Source organism: Klebsiella sp. FDAARGOS_511 (genome assembly GCF_003812845.1).
GTDB classification, from domain to species: domain Bacteria; phylum Pseudomonadota; class Gammaproteobacteria; order Enterobacterales; family Enterobacteriaceae; genus Klebsiella; species Klebsiella grimontii.
Genome location: NZ_CP033824.1, coordinates 3134759 through 3152472, shown reverse-complemented (window position 1 = coordinate 3152472; position 17714 = coordinate 3134759). Strand labels below are relative to the sequence as shown.

Annotated in this window: 15 protein-coding genes; 7 read left to right on the top strand and 8 right to left on the bottom strand. The window is 55.3% G+C overall.

Annotated features, from left to right (window positions below):
* Positions 1 to 6: 6 nt before the first annotated feature.
* Positions 7 to 918, bottom strand: a complete 912-nt coding sequence (gene glyQ / locus EGY08_RS16135; RefSeq protein WP_004126458.1) for a glycine--tRNA ligase subunit alpha — start codon at positions 916 to 918, stop codon at positions 7 to 9.
* 127 nt (positions 919 to 1045) lie between these two features.
* Positions 1046 to 1351 carry a YsaB family lipoprotein gene (locus EGY08_RS16130; RefSeq protein ID WP_004126460.1) on the bottom strand — a complete coding sequence of 102 codons (306 nt, stop codon included), beginning with the start codon at positions 1349 to 1351 and terminating at the stop codon, positions 1046 to 1048.
* Positions 1352 to 1531: 180 nt separating this feature from the next.
* Between EGY08_RS16130 and EGY08_RS16125 the strand changes: the two genes are divergently transcribed.
* Complete coding sequence (locus EGY08_RS16125) at positions 1532 to 2527, top strand: acyltransferase (protein ID WP_004126463.1); 996 nt, start codon at positions 1532 to 1534, stop codon at positions 2525 to 2527.
* Here the strand turns inward: EGY08_RS16125 and yiaB are convergent.
* The 3 genes from yiaB to xylA form a co-directional block, all read right to left on the bottom strand.
* The gene (gene yiaB, locus EGY08_RS16120; RefSeq protein ID WP_004126465.1) at positions 2524 to 2904 is read right to left on the bottom strand and encodes an inner membrane protein YiaB; all 381 of its coding nucleotides are present in this window, start codon (positions 2902 to 2904) and stop codon (positions 2524 to 2526) included. The genes EGY08_RS16125 and yiaB overlap by 4 nt on opposite strands.
* Positions 2905 to 3071: 167 nt before the next feature.
* The gene (gene xylB / locus EGY08_RS16115) at positions 3072 to 4526 is read right to left on the bottom strand and encodes a xylulokinase (protein WP_004126469.1); all 1455 of its coding nucleotides are present in this window, start codon (positions 4524 to 4526) and stop codon (positions 3072 to 3074) included.
* Between the two features lie 75 nt (positions 4527 to 4601).
* The gene (gene xylA / locus EGY08_RS16110; protein ID WP_004137805.1) at positions 4602 to 5924 is read right to left on the bottom strand and encodes a xylose isomerase; all 1323 of its coding nucleotides are present in this window, start codon (positions 5922 to 5924) and stop codon (positions 4602 to 4604) included.
* Positions 5925 to 6298: 374 nt separating this feature from the next.
* Between xylA and xylF the strand changes: the two genes are divergently transcribed.
* The 4 genes from xylF to xylR all read left to right on the top strand — a co-directional run bounded on the left by xylF (position 6299) and on the right by xylR (position 11357).
* Complete coding sequence (gene xylF / locus EGY08_RS16100) at positions 6299 to 7291, top strand: D-xylose ABC transporter substrate-binding protein (RefSeq protein ID WP_123828669.1); 993 nt, start codon at positions 6299 to 6301, stop codon at positions 7289 to 7291.
* A 64-nt stretch (positions 7292 to 7355) separates the two neighbouring features.
* Positions 7356 to 8897 carry a xylose ABC transporter ATP-binding protein gene (locus EGY08_RS16095; RefSeq protein ID WP_049113638.1) on the top strand — a complete coding sequence of 514 codons (1542 nt, stop codon included), beginning with the start codon at positions 7356 to 7358 and terminating at the stop codon, positions 8895 to 8897.
* Complete coding sequence (xylH, locus tag EGY08_RS16090; protein ID WP_049113636.1) at positions 8875 to 10056, top strand: xylose ABC transporter permease XylH; 1182 nt, start codon at positions 8875 to 8877, stop codon at positions 10054 to 10056. The genes EGY08_RS16095 and xylH overlap by 23 nt, the downstream gene beginning before the upstream one ends.
* Before the next feature lie 122 nt (positions 10057 to 10178).
* Positions 10179 to 11357: a D-xylose utilization transcriptional activator XylR gene (gene xylR / locus EGY08_RS16085; protein WP_004126484.1), complete on the top strand. Its 1179-nt coding sequence runs from the start codon at positions 10179 to 10181 to the stop codon at positions 11355 to 11357.
* Between the two features lie 60 nt (positions 11358 to 11417).
* On the opposite strand, the gene EGY08_RS16080 is transcribed toward xylR, so the two are convergent.
* Positions 11418 to 12245: a protein bax gene (locus EGY08_RS16080; RefSeq protein WP_123828668.1), complete on the bottom strand. Its 828-nt coding sequence runs from the start codon at positions 12243 to 12245 to the stop codon at positions 11418 to 11420.
* Positions 12246 to 12560: 315 nt separating this feature from the next.
* Here EGY08_RS16080 and EGY08_RS16075 point away from each other — a divergent pair, with 315 nt between their 5' ends.
* Together EGY08_RS16075 and avtA are read left to right on the top strand one after the other, a co-directional pair.
* Positions 12561 to 14591 (top strand): alpha-amylase, encoded by a 2031-nt coding sequence (locus EGY08_RS16075; RefSeq protein WP_004126487.1) that lies wholly within the window; start codon positions 12561 to 12563, stop codon positions 14589 to 14591.
* 174 nt (positions 14592 to 14765) lie between these two features.
* Complete coding sequence (gene avtA, locus EGY08_RS16070; protein WP_123828667.1) at positions 14766 to 16022, top strand: valine--pyruvate transaminase; 1257 nt, start codon at positions 14766 to 14768, stop codon at positions 16020 to 16022.
* 150 nt (positions 16023 to 16172) lie between these two features.
* Here the strand turns inward: avtA and EGY08_RS16065 are convergent, their stop codons facing one another.
* Together EGY08_RS16065 and yiaJ are read right to left on the bottom strand one after the other, a co-directional pair.
* Positions 16173 to 16661, bottom strand: coding sequence for a 4Fe-4S binding protein (locus EGY08_RS16065; RefSeq protein ID WP_004126493.1), 489 nt, complete (start codon positions 16659 to 16661; stop codon positions 16173 to 16175).
* A gap of 118 nt (positions 16662 to 16779) precedes the next feature.
* The gene (yiaJ, locus tag EGY08_RS16060) at positions 16780 to 17583 is read right to left on the bottom strand and encodes an IclR family transcriptional regulator YiaJ (RefSeq protein WP_004126495.1); all 804 of its coding nucleotides are present in this window, start codon (positions 17581 to 17583) and stop codon (positions 16780 to 16782) included.
* Between the last annotated feature and the right edge of the window lie 131 nt (positions 17584 to 17714).

The window sequence follows — 17714 nt, the reverse complement described above, 5'->3', positions numbered from 1 at the left end:
CGCCTCTTATTTATTCTTGTTGCACATCGGGAAGCCAAGGGCTTCACGGGAAGCATAGTAAGCTTCAGCCACTGCTTTGGTCAGGGTGCGAATGCGCAGAATATAGCGCTGACGCTCGGTGACGGAGATGGCTTTACGCGCGTCCAGCAGGTTAAAGCTATGGGCGGCTTTCAGAATGCGTTCGTAAGCAGGCAGCGGTAGCGGGTTTTCCAGCGCCAGCAGCTGCTGGGCTTCTTTCTCATACTGCTCGAAGCAGGAGAACAGGAAATCCACGTCGGCGTATTCGAAGTTATAGGTGGATTGCTCCACTTCGTTCTGATGGAATACGTCGCCGTAGGTAGTTTTACCCAGCGGGCCATCGCTCCAGACCAGATCGTAAACGCTGTCAACACCCTGGATATACATCGCCAGGCGCTCCAGACCGTAGGTGATCTCGCCGGTTACCGGCTTGCACTCCAGGCCGCCAACCTGCTGGAAGTAGGTGAACTGCGTCACTTCCATACCATTCAGCCACACTTCCCAACCCAGACCCCAGGCACCCAGCGTCGGGTTTTCCCAGTTGTCTTCAACGAAGCGAATGTCGTGGATGGTCGGATCCATACCCAGCTCTTTCAGAGACCCAAGGTACAGCTCCTGAATATTATCCGGAGAAGGTTTTATCACCACCTGGAACTGATAGTAGTGCTGTAAACGGTTCGGGTTTTCACCGTAGCGACCATCGGTCGGACGGCGGGAAGGCTGCACGTAGGCGGTTGCCATCGGCTCTGGGCCCAATGCGCGTAAGCAGGTCATTGGGTGAGAAGTGCCTGCGCCGACTTCCATGTCCAGTGGTTGAACAATGGTGCAGCCCTGGCGAGCCCAGTAATCCTGTAAGGTCAGGATCAGGCCCTGGAAGGTCCTGGTATCAAACTTTTGCATATGATTTCGTGCTGGATACGTGTGGATTTAAAGGAAGGAGCCAGTATACCCGCTGGCTGCGAGATATACAGTATGAAACGGGATTGTTTAGGGAAAATTGCGGAAATAAGCGCCATCGCGGGCGCATCTAGCGCATGGAAAGATGCAAAAACTGCCCGTCCGGGTCAAAAGAACAGATAAAGCGTTCATTCCGCGCAGTCTTGCCCGAAAGCTCGTAGCTCCCCCGGAACTGTTCGAAATGGCTGACGTCAATCTGACGCACGCCTGTACTGTAACGTACGGCGGCATTATCCTTGCACAGCTGCGCCATATTGAGTGTTGCCTGCGGCGTTATCCGCGCTTTTTGCGCCTTCTGCGCTGGCTGAGGCGGCGTTGCGCTACAGCCCGCAAGCATGCACAGCAGCAGTCCAGAAAACGCATATTTCATCACCATTTTTTCTCGACCGCCTTGTTAGTAAATTGTTATCGTGCAGGTTACGTTAAATAACCGGCTCATTGTGCGAATTGGACCACACCTCGACAAGTCTATGATGAAAAACTCGGATTATTCCACTGCGATACAAGCGGATAAGGGCAGTCAGACCCTGTCTGAGAAGGAGAAACAGAGGTACTGATGCAGGAAAAAATACACTGGATTACCCATTTGCGCGGTATTGCCTGCCTGATGGTCGTCATGATTCATAGCACCACCTGGTATATCACGCACCCGCACACCGTCAGTCTGCTGACGTGGGATGTAGCCAATATCCTCAACTCCGCGTCTCGCGTCAGCGTGCCGCTATTTTTCATGATTTCAGGCTATCTGTTTTTCGGCGAGCGCAGCGCCCAGCCCCGGCACTTTTTGCGCATCGCGCTGTGCATCCTCTTTTATAGCGCGCTGTCGCTGCTCTATATCACCCTGTTTACCCACATCAACGTTGAGCTATCGCTGAAGAATTTGCTGCAAAAACCGGTGTTCTACCATCTGTGGTTTTTCTTCGCAATCGTCGTCATTTACCTGCTTTCACCGCTGGTTCAGGTCAAACCGGTTAGCGGCAAGATGCTGCTGGCGCTGATGGCGATCATCGGGCTTTTGGCGAATCCTAATATGGTGGCGGTGAAAGCGGGAGGAGTCGAGTGGCTGCCGATCAATCTCTATATCAACGGGGATACGTTCTACTATGTGATGTATGGCGTGTTAGGCCGGGCAATCGGTATGATGAATAGCGATAAAAAATGGCTGACTGCGCTCAGCGCTGGCCTTTTCATCGCGGGAGTATGGGTCATATCACGCGGTACGCTGCACGAACTGCGCTGGCGCGGCGACTTTGGCGATACCTGGTATTTATATTGCGGTCCCGCGGTTTTTGTTTGCGCGATAGCGCTTCTGACGCTGGTAAAAAATACGCTGAATACGCGTGAGTTGCCTCTTATTGCGCTGATTGCACGCCATTCATTAGGGATTTACGGTTTTCATGCGTTGATTATCCACGCGCTCCGCGCCAGCGGACTGGCGCTGTCCCGCTGGCCGTTATTAGATATTGTCTGGATATTCAGCGCTGCGCTGCTGGGAAGTTTATTGCTCTCAATGCTGGTTCAGCGGTTTGATGTCCGCCGCTTTGTCAGTTAAGGCCGTTCTGAGGAATCTTTCTGCGCAGCCTGTGCGTCCAGCGCTTTCTGGGGCATCGCGGAAACGCCGTATAAGCACACAAACCAGGCCGCCACGTAGATGATCTTCTCGTTCCATCCGGCGGGTACGAACCAGGCGCCGACCATCAGTAAACCGACCGACAGCAGGAGCACAAGGCGGCACAGCGAAGCAAAGCCATCGTCTGGCCCCTTCTCCTGCATCGTACGTTGATGCGCTAAAATCGCGAACATGCCCATCACCAGAACGCCGAGAAAATAGCCCTTGCCGCTAAATAACGGACAGGTGCGCCAGATCCCCAGCAGATAAACCAGTGCCCCAAGGGACATCAATAGCTTAGGAATAATATTATTTTTCATGAGGCCTCCCTGGCATAAGACAGGCCCCATTGTGTACTGCCAGAACGTGATTATCCGCACTTTTCGCATCTGAAACGACAAATTCGGAATATATCAATACACTCGATAACTAGATGATTTTAAAAATATTCATTAGATGAATTCGCCCCGTGAAAGGGGCGAATGTTTCAGGACATCAGCGGTAAAAGCTGCTGATAAATCTGGCGGAAAGTTTCCCTACGAGGTGCGTAACGCGCAAAGCGTTCGGCATCCGGAAGATGAGCCTGTTCCAGCGGGAGCTGCGGGAGCAGATCGGAAAACGCGACATTTCGATGCAGCGCCAGCTGCGCCAGCCGCGCCGCGCCAAGCGCCGGTCCGACATCGCCGCCGGTGCGGAAATCAAGCTGCTGGCCGCTTATATCCGCCAGCATTTGCCGCCAGTAGGCGCTGCGCGCGCCGCCGCCAATCAGCGTGACGCTCTCCGGTTTGACGCCGCAGGCGTGAACCACATCCATGCCGTCCGCCAGAGCATAACCGACTCCCTCCAGCACCGCCCGCGCCAGCTCCGCCGGACCGTGTTGATGAGTCAGGCCGAAAAAGACGCCTTTCGCCTGCGGATTGTTGTGCGGCGTGCGTTCACCCGAGAGATAAGGCAAGAACCAGACCGGATCGGCATCGTCGTTCGCCGCTTCCGCTGCCGCAATCAGCGCCGGAACCGTGCCCAGGCCAGTTAATGTCGCCGCCCAATCAAGGCAGGAAGCCGCGCTCAGCATGACCGACATCAGATGCCAGCGCCCGGGCAACGCGTGGCAGAAGCTGTGAACGGCGCTTTCCGGTTTGCTAAGAAAGCCGTCGCTGACGGCAAAGTAGACGCCCGAGGTCCCCAGCGACAGCATCGCCTGGCCCGCATCCGCCATACCTACGCCAACCGCTCCCGCCGCGTTGTCGCCGCCGCCGGCCACCACCAATACTTCCGGCATATTCCACGCTTGCGCGACGGCCGGGCGCAGCGAGCCCGTCACTTCGCATCCTTCGAAAAGCGCTGGCATGTTATCGCGGCTCAACCCACAGGCGGCGAGCATTTCATCGCTCCAGTCGCGGCGCGCCACGTCCATCCACATCGTTCCGGCGGCATCGGACATATCGCTGGCAAACTCACCGGTCATACGCAAACGTAAATAATCTTTTGGCAGCAGAACCTTATCGACTTGCCTAAAAATCTCAGGCTCGTGACGTTGCACCCACAACAGCTTCGGCGCGGTAAATCCCGGCATCATCAGATTACCGGTGATCTGTCGCGAACGGCTGACTTCCTCCTCCAGCAGCGCACACTCCTCGCCGCAGCGGCCATCATTCCACAAGATCGCCGGGCGCAGGACGCGCTGTTGCTTATCGAGCAGCGTCGCGCCGTGCATCTGACCCGCAATGCCCAACGCTTTAACCGCGCGCAAAGAGTGCTGCGCGCCCAGCGCTTTCATCGCGCGGTCCGTCGCCAGCCACCAGTGCTCAGGATCTTGTTCAGACCATAAAGGGTGCGGACGCGACACGTTGAGCTTTTCGGTGTGCGAAGCCACGACCTCGCCCTGCTCGTTGAGCAGAATGGCCTTAACGCCCGAGGTGCCCAGATCAATCCCGATATACATACAGCCTCTCCTTACTAACGGGAATAAAGCATCGGTTAAACCAATGCCCGGACCCGCCGGGCATTTTCGCCATCATCAGCGATCAAAAAGGTAGCGGTTAACCACGTTTTCAAGCAGTTCCTGATGGCCGCTCTGGTGCTGCGGCGCCAGGTTATGCTGAGTGGCATACTGGGCGATGTCCGCCAGGTTCATCTGGCCTTTGAGGATCTGCTGACCCAGCTCGCCGTTCCAGCCGGCATAGCGTTTGGCAACGCGTTTATCCAGCTCGCCGCCTTCAATCATACGGGCAGCGACTTTCAGCGCCAGCGCCATGGTGTCCATCGCGCCGATGTGGCCGTAGAACAGGTCGTATTTGTCGGTGCTCTGACGACGCACTTTAGCATCAAAGTTCAGGCCGCCGGTGGTAAAGCCGCCCGCTTTAAGGATTTCGTACATCACCAGCGCGTTCTCTTCAACGCTGTTCGGGAACTGGTCAGTATCCCAGCCCAGCTGCGGGTCGCCGCGGTTAGCGTCAACGGAACCAAACAGGCCGAGGGCGATGGCGGTAGCAATTTCGTGGTGGAACGTGTGGCCGGCCAGCGTCGCGTGGTTCGCTTCGATATTCAGCTTGATCTCTTTTTCCAGGCCGAACTGTTTCAGGAAGCCGTAGACGGTAGACGCGTCGTAATCGTACTGATGCTTGGTGGGCTCCTGCGGTTTCGGTTCAATCAGCAGCGTACCCTGGAAGCCGATTTTATGTTTATGCTCCACGACCAGCTGCATGAAGCGGCCAATCTGCTCGCGTTCCTGACGCAGGTCGGTGTTCAGCAGGGTTTCATAGCCTTCGCGACCGCCCCACAGGACGTAGTTTTCACCACCCAGTTTGTGGGTCGCATCCATCGCGGTCACCACCTGGGTCGCCGCCCAACTGAACACTTCCGGATCCGGATTGGTTGCCGCACCGGCGCCGTAACGCGGGTTCGTAAAGCAGTTTGCCGTGCCCCACAGCAGCTTGACGCCGCTTTGCTGCTGTTTTTCCGCAAGCACATCAACCATTTGTGCGAAGTTATTGGCATACTCTTTCAGCGATGCCCCTTCAGGAGAAACGTCGACGTCGTGGAAGCAGTAGTACGGTACGTTCAGTTTATGGAAAAACTCAAAAGCGACATCGGCTTTACGTTTCGCCATTTCCATTGCTTCACCCGGCTGCTGCCACGGGCGGTTAAAGGAGCCCACGCCGAACATATCGGCACCGTTCCAGCAGAAGGTGTGCCAGTAGCAGGCCGCAAAGCGTAAATGGTCTTCCATCCGTTTGCCCAGCACCAGCTCATCCGGGTTGTAATGACGGAAAGCCAGTGGGTTAGCGGATTTCGGGCCTTCATAACGAACGCGATCGAGCTGATCAAAATAGGTCTGCATAATGAACTCCATATTCAGGGATGCGGCGAGTAATAAGTCATAAGCCAATATAGAATTCTCTTTTTAGTTTCCTCAATTACGTTATTTCACACCGTGATTGAGAGAATCCACAAACGTGCGCCAGGTCGCAAAAATAATACGTCAGCGGCCCCATTCCGCCGCTTCCGCCACGAAAGATCAATGAAATACGGTGAGAACTAATTATTAAAGTACGATCGCGGTCATAAATTAACAAATAAACAAAATTTCATAACGGCAAAATAAGCATAGATAATTGCCAGCGTTCCTTTCCGCGTTAAAAATCTGCTACGTATCAGGCCGTTTGTTTTTATCGTTCGTCTTATCCTGCACTTTACAAAAAAGGTGTTATTATTATGAAGATAAAGAACCTTTGCCTAACGCTCTGCGCTTCACTCCTCCTCACCAGCCTGTCGGGCATTGCTAAAGAAGTTAAAATTGGCATGGCGATTGACGACTTGCGTCTTGAACGCTGGCAAAAAGATCGCGATATTTTTGTCAACAAAGCAGAATCATTAGGTGCAAAAGTATTCGTCCAGTCAGCCAATGGCAACGAAGAAACGCAAATGTCGCAAATCGAAAATATGATCAACCGTGGCGTCGACGTTCTGGTGATTATTCCCTATAACGGCCAGGTGCTGAGCAATGTCATAAAAGAGGCGAAACAGGAGGGAATTAAAGTTCTCGCCTACGATCGTCTTATCAATAACGCCGACATTGATTTTTATATTTCATTTAATAATGAAAAAGTGGGTGAAATGCAGGCGCAAAGTCTGGTCGATAAAGTGCCTCAGGGTAACTATTTCTTGATGGGCGGCTCGCCGGTGGACAATAACGCCAAGCTTTTCCGTGCCGGACAAATGAAAGTCCTCAAGCCTTATGTTGATGAAGGGAAAATTAAAATCGTCGGCGATCAATGGGTCGACGGATGGTTACCGGAAAATGCGTTGAAAATTATGGAAAACGCCCTGACCGCCAACAACAATAAAATTGATGCGGTCGTCGCCTCCAACGACGCCACCGCTGGAGGCGCCATCCAGGCATTAAGCGCCCAGGGACTCGCAGGCAAAGTCGCCATATCAGGACAGGATGCCGACCTCGCCGGCGTGAAGCGCATTATCGCCGGCACCCAAACGATGACCGTCTATAAACCTATCACCACCCTTGCCACCACCGCGGCTGAAATCGCCGTCGAACTAGGCAACGACAAGCAGCCGCAGGCCGATTCCACGCTCAACAATGGGCTGAAAGATGTCCCGTCACGGCTGCTGACCCCCATTGAGGTCAATAAAGACAACATTGATCAGACGGTGATCAAAGACGGTTTCCACAAAAAAAGCGAGCTGTAATCTCTGACGCCCTCTCCCGGGGGCGTTGCCCCATTCAGCCGGATATCGCTTATGTGGAGTCTCTATGTCCTGGTTACTCGAAATGAAAAACATTACTAAAACCTTCGGTACGGTGAAGGCGATTGATAATGTCAGTCTGCGGCTTAACGCCGGAGAAGTGGTCTCGCTGTGCGGCGAAAACGGCTCCGGTAAGTCCACGCTCATGAAGGTCCTTTGCGGAATATATCCGCACGGTAGCTATGAGGGAGAGATTATTTTTTCCGGGGAAACGTTGCGGCCGGGCCATATACGCGATACCGAGCGCAAAGGGATTGCCATCATTCATCAGGAGCTGGCGCTGGTAAAACATCTGACCGTTCTGGAGAATATTTTTCTCGGCGCGGAAATCTCCCGCCACGGTCTGCTGGATTATGAAACCATGACTTTGCGCTGCGAGAAGCTGCTGGCCCAGGTCAATTTAGCCATATCACCCGACACCCGCGTCGGCGATTTAGGCCTTGGTCAGCAGCAGTTGGTTGAAATAGCAAAAGCGCTGAACAAGCAGGTGCGGTTGTTAATTCTCGACGAACCCACCGCCTCATTAACGGAACAAGAGACGGCAATTCTGCTGAATATTATTCGCGATCTGCAAAATCACGGTATTGCCTGCATTTACATTTCCCACAAGCTCAATGAAGTCAAAGCCATCTCCGACACCATCTGCGTGATCCGCGATGGGCAGCATATTGGCACCCGCAACGCTGACGGCATGAGCGAAGATGACATTATCACCATGATGGTCGGCCGCGAGCTTACCGCCCTCTACCCGAGCGAAGCCCACAGCTGCGGCGAGGAAATCCTGCGGGTGGAGAACCTGACGGCCTGGCACCCGGTGAATCGCCACATTAAGCGCGTCAATGACGTCTCCTTCTCGCTACGGCGCGGCGAAATTCTGGGGATCGCCGGGTTGGTCGGCGCGGGCCGAACCGAAGCGGTGCAGTGCCTGTTCGGTGTCTGGCCGGGCCGCTGGCAAGGAAAAATCTTTATTGATGGCAAGCAGGTGACGATTCACAGCTGCCAGCAGGCTATTGCCCAGGGCATCGCCATGGTGCCGGAAGACAGGAAGAAAGACGGCATCGTGCCAGTTATGGCAGTGGGTAAAAACATCACCCTCGCCGCGTTAAACCAGTTTACCGGTCCGCTGAGCAGTCTTGACGATGCCGGAGAGCAGCACTGTATTCAGCAATCCATCCAGCGTTTGAAGATCAAAACCTCATCGCCGGAGCTGGCGATCGGTCGTCTGAGCGGCGGCAATCAGCAAAAGGCGATCCTCGCCCGCTGCCTGCTACTGAACCCGCGCATTCTGATACTCGATGAGCCTACCCGCGGCATCGACATCGGCGCCAAGTATGAAATCTACAAGCTGATTAATCAGCTGGTGCAGCAGGGGATCGCCGTCATTGTCATTTCATCCGAGCTGCCCGAAGTGCTTGGCCTAAGCGACCGGGTGCTGGTGATGCATGAGGGTAAGCTGAAGGCTAATTTGATCAACCAGGGTCTGACCCAGGAACAGGTAATGGAAGCCGCACTGAGGAGCGAACGCCATGTCGAAGAACACGTCGTCTGAAATGAAACTCACCCCGCCTACTGCCGGCGCGCTGTCAGGGCTGAAGGGGATGAACCTCCAGGTATTCGTGATGATCGCCGCCATCGTGGCCATTATGCTGTTTTTCACCTGGACTACCGAAGGCGCTTATCTGAGCGCGCGTAATATCTCCAACCTGCTGCGCCAGACCGCTATCACCGGCATTCTCGCGGTCGGCATGGTGTTTGTGATTATTTCCGCCGAGATCGACCTCTCCGTGGGCTCAATGATGGGCCTGCTCGGCGGCGCGGCGGCAATCTTTGACGTCTGGCTCGGTTGGCCGCTACCGCTGACAATTGTGGTTACCCTGGTCCTGGGTCTGCTGCTGGGGGCCTGGAACGGTTGGTGGGTTGCCTATCGTAAGGTCCCCTCGTTTATCGTGACGCTCGCCGGGATGCTGGCATTTCGCGGTATTCTGATAGGCATCACCAACGGCACCACCGTCTCTCCCACCAGCCCGGCGATGTCGCAAATCGGCCAGAGCTATCTACCTGATGGTATTGGCTTTGGCATCGGCGTGCTGGGTATGGCGGCATTTATTATCTGGCAGTGGCGCGGCCGTATGCGACGCCAGGCTCTGGGCCTCTCCACGCCCGCCTCCGCCTCAACCGTTGGCCGTCAGACGATCACCGCCGTTATCGTGCTGGGCGCCATCTGGTTGTTAAACGACTATCGCGGCGTCCCGACGCCGGTACTGATCCTCGCCGCGCTGCTGCTGGCGGGCATGTTTATGGCCACCCGTACCGCGTTTGGGCGCCGCATCTACGCCATCGGCGGCAACCTGGAGGCCGCGCGTTTATCCGGTATCAGCGTGGAGCGCACCAAGCTGGCGGTGTTCGCCATTAACGGCCTGATGGTGGCGATCGCCGGGTTGATTCTCAGCTCGCGCCTGGGCGCCGGTTCCCCTTCCGCCGGCAACATCGCCGAACTGGACGCCATCGCCGCCTGCGTGATCGGCGGTACCAGCCTGGCCGGCGGCATTGGCAGCGTCGCGGGCGCAGTCATGGGCGCTTTCATCATGTCCGCGCTGGATAACGGCATGAGCATGATGGACGTCGCCACCTTCTGGCAGTACATCGTCAAAGGGGTCATTTTATTGCTCGCGGTGTGGATGGATTCAGCCACTAAACGTCGGAACTGAGGACAGTGAAAAAAAATGCCCGAATTATTTGCGCTACAGCCAAACTTAGGCACAAGTAACTTGAAATAATCCGGGCATTGGCCGGTATTGTATGGCCTGCAAGAGAGACCAGGAACAACACTATGTTTGAAAAGCGTCACCGTATTACGCTGTTATTCAACGCCAACAAGGCCTATGACCGTCAGGTCGTTGAGGGCGTTGGCGAGTATCTTCAGGCATCGCAATTGGAATGGGATATCTTCATTGAGGAAGATTTTCGGGCGCGGATTGAAAACATCAAGGAGTGGTTAGGCGACGGCGTCATTGCTGATTATGACGATCCGGAAATTGAAAATCTGCTGATCGACGTCAATGTGCCGATTGTCGGCGTTGGCGGCTCCTTTCACCGGCCGGAATGCTATCCGCCGGTTCACTATATCGCCACCGACAACGCCGCGCTGGTCGAGAGCGCCTTTCTACACCTCAAAGAAAAAGGCATCAACCGCTTCGCCTTTTACGGCCTGCCCGCTTCCAGCTGTAAGGGCTGGGCCGCCGAGCGCGAACACGCGTTTTGCCAGCTGGTCGCCAGAGAGAAATATCGCGGCGTGGTCTATCAGGGTCTAGAGACGGCGCCCGAAAACTGGCAGCATGCGCAAAACCGCCTCGCCGACTGGCTGCAAACCCTGCCGCCGCAAACCGGCATCATCGCCGTTACCGACGCCCGCGCCCGCCACGTATTACAGGCCTGCGAGCGCCTGCATATTCCGGTACCGGAAAAGCTGTGCGTTATCGGCATAGATAACGAAGAGCTGACCCGCTACCTGTCGCGCGTGGCCCTCTCCTCCGTTGCGCAGGGCACCCGTCAGATGGGCTACCAGGCGGCAAAGCTGCTGCATCGCCTGCTGGAGAATGAAGAGCTGCCGCTTCAGCGTCAGCTTATCCCACCGATGCGCGTGGTAGAACGCCGCTCCACCGACTACCGTTCGCTCACCGACCCCTCGGTTATCCAGGCGATGCACTATATTCGTAACCACGCCTGTAAAGGGATAAAAGTGGAGCAGGTGCTGGACGCCGTGGGTATTTCCCGCTCGAACCTGGAAAAGCGCTTCAAAGAGGAAGTCGGCGAGACCATTCATACGGTGATCCACAGCGAAAAACTGGAAAAAGCGCGCAGCCTGCTGGTATCGACCACCCTTTCGATTAACGAAATCTCACAGATGTGCGGCTATCCCTCGCTGCAGTATTTCTACTCGGTGTTTAAGAAAGAGTACGACGTGACGCCGAAGGAGTACCGCGACCGGCACAGCGAAGTGATGATGTAGCGCGCAAAGAAAAATGCCCGGGCTTACGCGCCGGGCATTAATAATGTCATGGATAATCCATTACATATGCGCGGCTATCAACCGCTGGTTATCCTGATACATCGCGAAGAGATAGTTGTTATAGCTCGACCCTTTGGTCGAATAGCCCTTCAGCTTATGAATCATCGTGCTGGCGGTCACTTCCTGATCGGCTTTACGCAGCTGCGCACGCGATTTACGGAATGACGAGTAGGCCGGATGCGTATTCAGATTTCGGACATAGGCCTGAACGGACTCTTCCACCGAATCAAATTGGGAGTAGCCCTTCACCGCGCCGCGGCAGTTTCCACCGCCACACTTCATACCAAACAGATTGTTGTTCACCCGCGCCAGCTTTGACGTTCCCCAGCCGCTTTCCGCCGCTGCCATGGTGGCAACCATGCTATTCGGGATAATGTCGACGCGCTCAAGCAACGAGTTCCATGGAATATGGCGAGTATTGCCGGACCACTTCACTTTATAGCGAGAGGCGATCTCTTTCAGTCGAGTACGCTCACTTGGCGACCAGCGCGCATCGTACTGCTTTGAAACAAGCCAGTTACGATCGGCGGTAATCACCTGATTCTGTTTCGTAATATAAGGCATTACCGTCCGGAGAAACGCTTTTTTCCTTGGTGTCCCGGAAGGGTATTTTCGCAAATCAGGAAGTGAACTGCTCTTTACACTATTGCGAGAATACTCTTGTTTACTGCTTACCTTGTTTACTTTAACGGTACTTTGCTTCTTAACGATTGGGGCTTTATGACTCGTTGTTGCTGTGTGTGTTGTTGCCAGCACACTACCTGAAAATATGCAGGTAAGTAACATGAGTATCGCGGCCCCATATCGTCGAATGGGAGTCGATATCATTAGGTCTCCTGGTCGGATGCAATCATTCCAACGCCTTGTTTTTCACAAAAAATCGATAGTTGAATCGCGAATAGTATCAAAAATACCCAGATGACGCACCCACAGAAATAGTCCAATTCCGAAAAGCTGTCATCTGAAATCGGTTTCCGCATCCTGACAACAGTACAAAAATGCGACTACCTTCTCATTTTTTGCTCATTTTTTGAACGCGATCACTCACCCTTTTCCATCCTCCCTGGAAAAGCGCCGCTGGGATGAGTTCATGGGACTGCCGGACGCGCAAACTGAACAAAAAACCGCACACAGGACTCCGGAATGAAACTCGCTGCGCTTGCGTCGCTGCTGTTGCCTGGGATGGCCTTCGCCGCCTGGACTACCGCAGATTTCCCCGCCTTTACCGAAGAAGGCACCGGCAGATTTATCAGTCAAAACGAGGTAGCAAAGGGTACGCGCCCTCTGCGGATTACGTTTGACCAACAGTGCTGGCAGCCTGCCGGCGCGATCAAGCTCAACCAGATGCTCTCTATGGAGCCTTGCCGCGATCCGGCGCCGCAGTGGCGCGTATTCCGCGATGGCCGCTATACACTGGAAGTCGATACCCGTTCAGGTACGCCAACCCTGATGGTCTCTCTGGAGGAGAAGCAGACCGCCGCCGCCGCGCCGCAGATGAAACAGTGTCCGAAATGGGATGGCAAGCCGCTCACCATTGACGTCAGCAAATCCTTCGCCGAAGGCAGTCAAGTTCGCGATTTCTACAGCGGCAATATCGCGACCGTCAGCGGCGGTAAAATTACCCTCCAGCCGGCATTCAACAGCAATGGTCTGCTGCTGCTTGAACGCGCGGAAACGGAAGCCGCCGCGCCGTTCAACTGGCATAACGCCACCGTCTATTTCGTCCTGACCGATCGCTTTGTCAACGGCAACCCGGCCAACGACAATAGCTATGGCCGCCACAAAGACGGCATGCAGGAAATTGGCACCTTCCACGGCGGCGACCTGCAGGGCCTGACCAGCAAACTGGATTACCTCCAGCAGCTAGGCGTCAACGCCCTTTGGATCAGCTCGCCGCTGGAACAAATCCACGGCTGGGTCGGCGGCGGTACGAAAGGCGATTTCCCGCACTACGCCTATCACGGCTATTACATCCAGGACTGGACGAAGCTGGATGCTAATATGGGGACGGAAGACGATCTGCGTCGCCTCGTCGATGAAGCCCACAAGCGCGGGATCCGCATTCTGTTCGACGTGGTGATGAACCATACCGGCTACGCGACCCTGGCCGATATGCAGGAGTTTCAGTTCGGCTCGCTGTACATCCAGGGAGATGAACTGAAAAAGACCTTCGGAGAGCGCTGGACCGACTGGAAGCCCCGCGCGGGCCAAAGCTGGCACAGCTTTAACGATTACATCAACTTCAGCGACAAAGCCGGATGGGAGAAATGGTGGGGTAAAAAATGGATCCGCACCGATATCGGCGACTACGACAACCCCGGCTTTGACGACCTGACCATGTCGCTGGCCTTCCTGCCGGATCTGAAAACCGAATCCACGGAGCCATCCGGCCTGCCGAACTTCTATCGCCATAAGCCGGATACCGCGGCCAAAGCGATCCCCGGCTATACGCCGCGCGATTATCTGACCCACTGGCTGAGCCAATGGGTGCGCGATTACGGTATCGACGGCTTCCGCGTCGATACCGCCAAGCACGTCGAGCAGGCCGCCTGGCTGCAATTAAAAACTCAGGCCACTGAAGCGCTGGCGGAATGGAAAAAAGCCAATCCGGACAAAGCGCTGGATAACGCGCCGTTCTGGATGACCGGCGAAGCCTGGGGCCACGGCGTGATGCAGAGCGACTACTATCGCCACGGCTTTGACGCCATGCTGAACTTTGATTACCAGGATCAGGCGGCGAAAGCGACAAGCTGCCTGGCGAACATAGACCTCACCTGGCAACATATGGCGGAGAAGCTTCAGGATTTCAATGTATTAAGCTACCTCTCCTCACACGATACCAGCCTGTTCCGCGAAGGCGGCAGCACGGCGGCGGAACTGCTGCTGCTCGCGCCTGGCGCAGTGCAGATCTTCTACGGCGATGAATCCTCACGACCGTTCGGTCCGACCGGCTCCGATCCGCTTCAGGGGACGCGTTCAGATATGAACTGGCAGGACGTCAACGGCAAAGCCGCGCGCAGCGTGACCCACTGGGAGAAACTGGGCCAGTTCCGCGCCCGTCACCCGGCGATTGGCATGGGTAAACAAACCACGCTATCGATGGCGAAAGGCTACGGCTTTATTCGCGAGAACGGCGATGACAAAGTGATGGTGGTATGGGCAGGTCAGCAGTAGCTTTCTGACCCATGGCTCCCCTGACGTTCGGGGGAGCCTTTTCAGGATAAACATCCAAAAATATTTTCTCTCACAGCATAAAAACAAAATATCTTCCTGATACCTCGATTTGCACCCTGTCTGCACTGGCGTTATGGTTACCCACTTTCCTGGAATACCGACAGACTAATCGCGATGACATTTTCACTTTTTGGCGACAAATTTACCCGTCATTCGGGCATCACCCGCTTGATGGAAGACCTCAATGACGGCCTGCGTACGCCGGGCGCCATCATGCTGGGCGGCGGCAATCCCGCACAGATTCCGGAAATGAATGATTACTTCCATAGCCTGCTGGCCGACATGCTGAACAGCGGCAAAGCCCTTGATGCGCTTTGTAATTATGACGGTCCGCAGGGTAAAAGCGAGCTGCTGGCCCTGCTGGCGCAGATGCTGCGTGATGAACTGGGTTGGGAGATCGAACCACAGAATATTGCACTGACAAACGGCAGTCAGAGCGCGTTTTTCTACTTGTTTAACCTCTTCGCAGGCCGTCGTGCGGATGGAACCACCCGTAAAGTGCTGTTTCCGTTAACGCCCGAGTACATCGGCTACGCCGATTCCGGCCTCGAAGAAGATCTGTTTGTCGCCACTCGCCCGAATATTGAGCTGCTGCCGGAAGGCCAGTTTAAATACCACGTGGATTTCGAACATTTGCAGGTCACGGACGAGACGGGAATGATCTGCGTTTCCCGCCCCACCAACCCAACGGGTAACGTGATCACCGACGATGAGCTGATCAAGCTGGATGCGCTGGCCAACCAGCACGGCATCCCGTTGGTGATTGATAACGCCTACGGCGTTCCGTTCCCGGGGATTATTTTCAGCGACGCCAGGCCGCTGTGGAATCCGAATATCGTGCTGTGCATGAGCCTCTCCAAGCTGGGCCTGCCGGGTAGCCGCTGCGGGATTATCATCGCAAACGAAAAAATCATCACCGCCATCAGCAATATGAACGGCATTATCAGCCTCGCCCCCGGTGGAATGGGGCCGGCTATGATGTGCGAGATGATTAAGCGCAACGATCTTCTGCGCCTGTCAGAAACGGTGATTAAGCCTTTCTATTACCAGCGCGTGCTGGAGACTATCGCCATTATTCGCCGCTATTTACCGGAAGATCGCTGCCTGATTCATAAGCCGGAAGGGGCGATTTTCCTCTGGCTGTGGTTTAAGGATCTGCCGATTTCTACCGAGTTGCTGTACCAGCGCCTGAAAAAGCGCGGCGTCCTGATGGTGCCGGGCGACTACTTCTTCCCGGGCCTGGATAAGCCGTGGCCGCACACGCATCAGTGCATGCGCATGAACTACGTGCCGGACCCGGCGAAGATTGAAGCGGGCGTGAAGATTCTCGCCGAAGAGGTTGAACGCGCATGGGGTGAACAGGGCGCGTAAACGGGCGCCAGAATCCTGAATAATCCAGATATATTCCCGGCTCGCGCTGCGCTCAGCCGGGCTACAGGCTTCCAGCGATCTGCGGACAGGTAGCCCGGACAAGGCGCGCAAGCGCCGCCTCCGGGAACACACCGTAAGAAGGCGTCATCGCTACATCGCCAGCGCCATCCGCTGGCGACGTTCAGCGGCTATTCTCTCCAGCTCCATCGGCTCCATGCAGCGCAGCGCCTGGGTCGGGCACGCAGCCACGCAGGCCGGGCCTTCTTCGCGATGGCTGCATAAATCGCACTTCAGCGCCTGTACGCCCTCCTCCACCCGCATCACGGTCATCGCGCCATAGGGACACGCCACCATACAGCTTTTGCATCCGATACAGCGGCGCTGATCCACGTGCCAGACCGCGTTTTCGCGGCGGATTGCGCCCTCGGGGCAGACGTTGGCGCAGGGCGCATCTTCGCACTGGCGGCACAGCGTCGCCGTCGAGAGTTCATCATTTTTCACCACGCGGATCCGCGGCGCAAAGCGCGCGGCGGAGACGCCAGAACAGTCCTGGTCCTGCTGATGGGACACCACGCAGGCGACTTCACAGGTACGGCAGCCGATGCACTTTTGCGCATCCGCGAGAATAAACCGGTTCATCCTTGCTCCATTGGGGATAAAAACGCAGAGTGCCAGAAAAAACCGCTTCCGCGCCTTGATCCTGAATGGAGTCAGCGGCGTTTTCTCTCAGATGCCCGGGATAATCTGGTCATCTGCCTTACCCTTCCCGCACGGAAAAGCCCAGTTCGCGGGAAATCGCCTCTGCCGTATCGCGCAGCGGCTTGAGTAAATTTTTCTCTCCCACCTGCTTGAGGCGCGATGTTGATAGAGAGATAGAAATGGCATAAGGCACGCGCCCATGGATATCGAAAACGGGAACAGCCAGGCACGATACGCCCAGCTCGTTCTCTTCCCTGTCCATCGCCATGTTTCGCTCGCGGATCTGCGCCAGCTCTAGATTCATGGCGGGTAACGTGGTGATGGTATTACGGGTGAGCTGCTGGATGATGTCCTGGTGCGTGTCCCAATAAGTCTCAACATAATCAGGGTGACCAAACGCCATGTAGATCTTCCCCATCGCCGAACAGTACAGCGGCATATGCTGACCAATATAAGCGCGCGTACGCAGCATGCCGGTGGTCGGCTCCAGCTTATAAATCAGGATGGCGTGGTCATCTTCACGGCTGGAGAAGTTCACCGTCTCGCCGGTGGCAAGATTGAGCGCCTCAAGATGCGGCGCCGCGACGTGGATAATATTCAGCGACGACAAAGCCTTTTGGCCAACGGCGATAAATTTTGTCGTCAGACGATAGCTCCCCGCCGCCGGGGCAGGCGTCACGTACCCGCAGGACTGCAGCCCCTGTAATAAGCGATGAACGGTACTTTTGTTCAATCCCGCCAATTCCGACAGGTGCGCCAACGGGCAGCCGTTCGGATAGTTACTCAAAATTTCTATCAACGTCAGGCCACGAAACAGGCTCTGACTTCCTGCTGGTTTCTCTTTTTCATCGTTCAGGTTCATCAGAAATACCCCTCCTTTTCCTGGCACTCAGATGGTAGCTCAAAGTGTGTTGTAGTTCACGATCTCAACATAAAAAGCATAACATTTTGATTTTAATGATTTTTAAAAAAGTTACATATCGTTGCCTTGTT

What these genes read in the sequence shown, in the direction of transcription:
- EGY08_RS16080 (WP_123828668.1), bottom strand. Translation starts at nt 12,245, where the DNA reads ATGATATCGACTCCCATTCGACGATATGGGGCCGCGATACTCATGTTA.
- xylB (WP_004126469.1), bottom strand. Translation starts at nt 4,526, where the DNA reads ATGTATATCGGGATTGATCTGGGCACCTCGGGCGTTAAGGCCATTCTG.
- EGY08_RS16125 (WP_004126463.1), top strand. Translation starts at nt 1,532, where the DNA reads ATGCAGGAAAAAATACACTGGATTACCCATTTGCGCGGTATTGCCTGC.
- xylH (WP_049113636.1), top strand. Translation starts at nt 8,875, where the DNA reads ATGTCGAAGAACACGTCGTCTGAAATGAAACTCACCCCGCCTACTGCC.
- EGY08_RS16130 (WP_004126460.1), bottom strand. Translation starts at nt 1,351, where the DNA reads ATGGTGATGAAATATGCGTTTTCTGGACTGCTGCTGTGCATGCTTGCG.
- xylF (WP_123828669.1), top strand. Translation starts at nt 6,299, where the DNA reads ATGAAGATAAAGAACCTTTGCCTAACGCTCTGCGCTTCACTCCTCCTC.
- yiaB (WP_004126465.1), bottom strand. Translation starts at nt 2,904, where the DNA reads ATGAAAAATAATATTATTCCTAAGCTATTGATGTCCCTTGGGGCACTG.
- glyQ (WP_004126458.1), bottom strand. Translation starts at nt 918, where the DNA reads ATGCAAAAGTTTGATACCAGGACCTTCCAGGGCCTGATCCTGACCTTA.
- EGY08_RS16095 (WP_049113638.1), top strand. Translation starts at nt 7,356, where the DNA reads ATGTCCTGGTTACTCGAAATGAAAAACATTACTAAAACCTTCGGTACG.
- EGY08_RS16065 (WP_004126493.1), bottom strand. Translation starts at nt 16,661, where the DNA reads ATGAACCGGTTTATTCTCGCGGATGCGCAAAAGTGCATCGGCTGCCGT.
- avtA (WP_123828667.1), top strand. Translation starts at nt 14,766, where the DNA reads ATGACATTTTCACTTTTTGGCGACAAATTTACCCGTCATTCGGGCATC.
- yiaJ (WP_004126495.1), bottom strand. Translation starts at nt 17,583, where the DNA reads ATGAACCTGAACGATGAAAAAGAGAAACCAGCAGGAAGTCAGAGCCTG.
- EGY08_RS16075 (WP_004126487.1), top strand. Translation starts at nt 12,561, where the DNA reads ATGAAACTCGCTGCGCTTGCGTCGCTGCTGTTGCCTGGGATGGCCTTC.
- xylR (WP_004126484.1), top strand. Translation starts at nt 10,179, where the DNA reads ATGTTTGAAAAGCGTCACCGTATTACGCTGTTATTCAACGCCAACAAG.
- xylA (WP_004137805.1), bottom strand. Translation starts at nt 5,924, where the DNA reads ATGCAGACCTATTTTGATCAGCTCGATCGCGTTCGTTATGAAGGCCCG.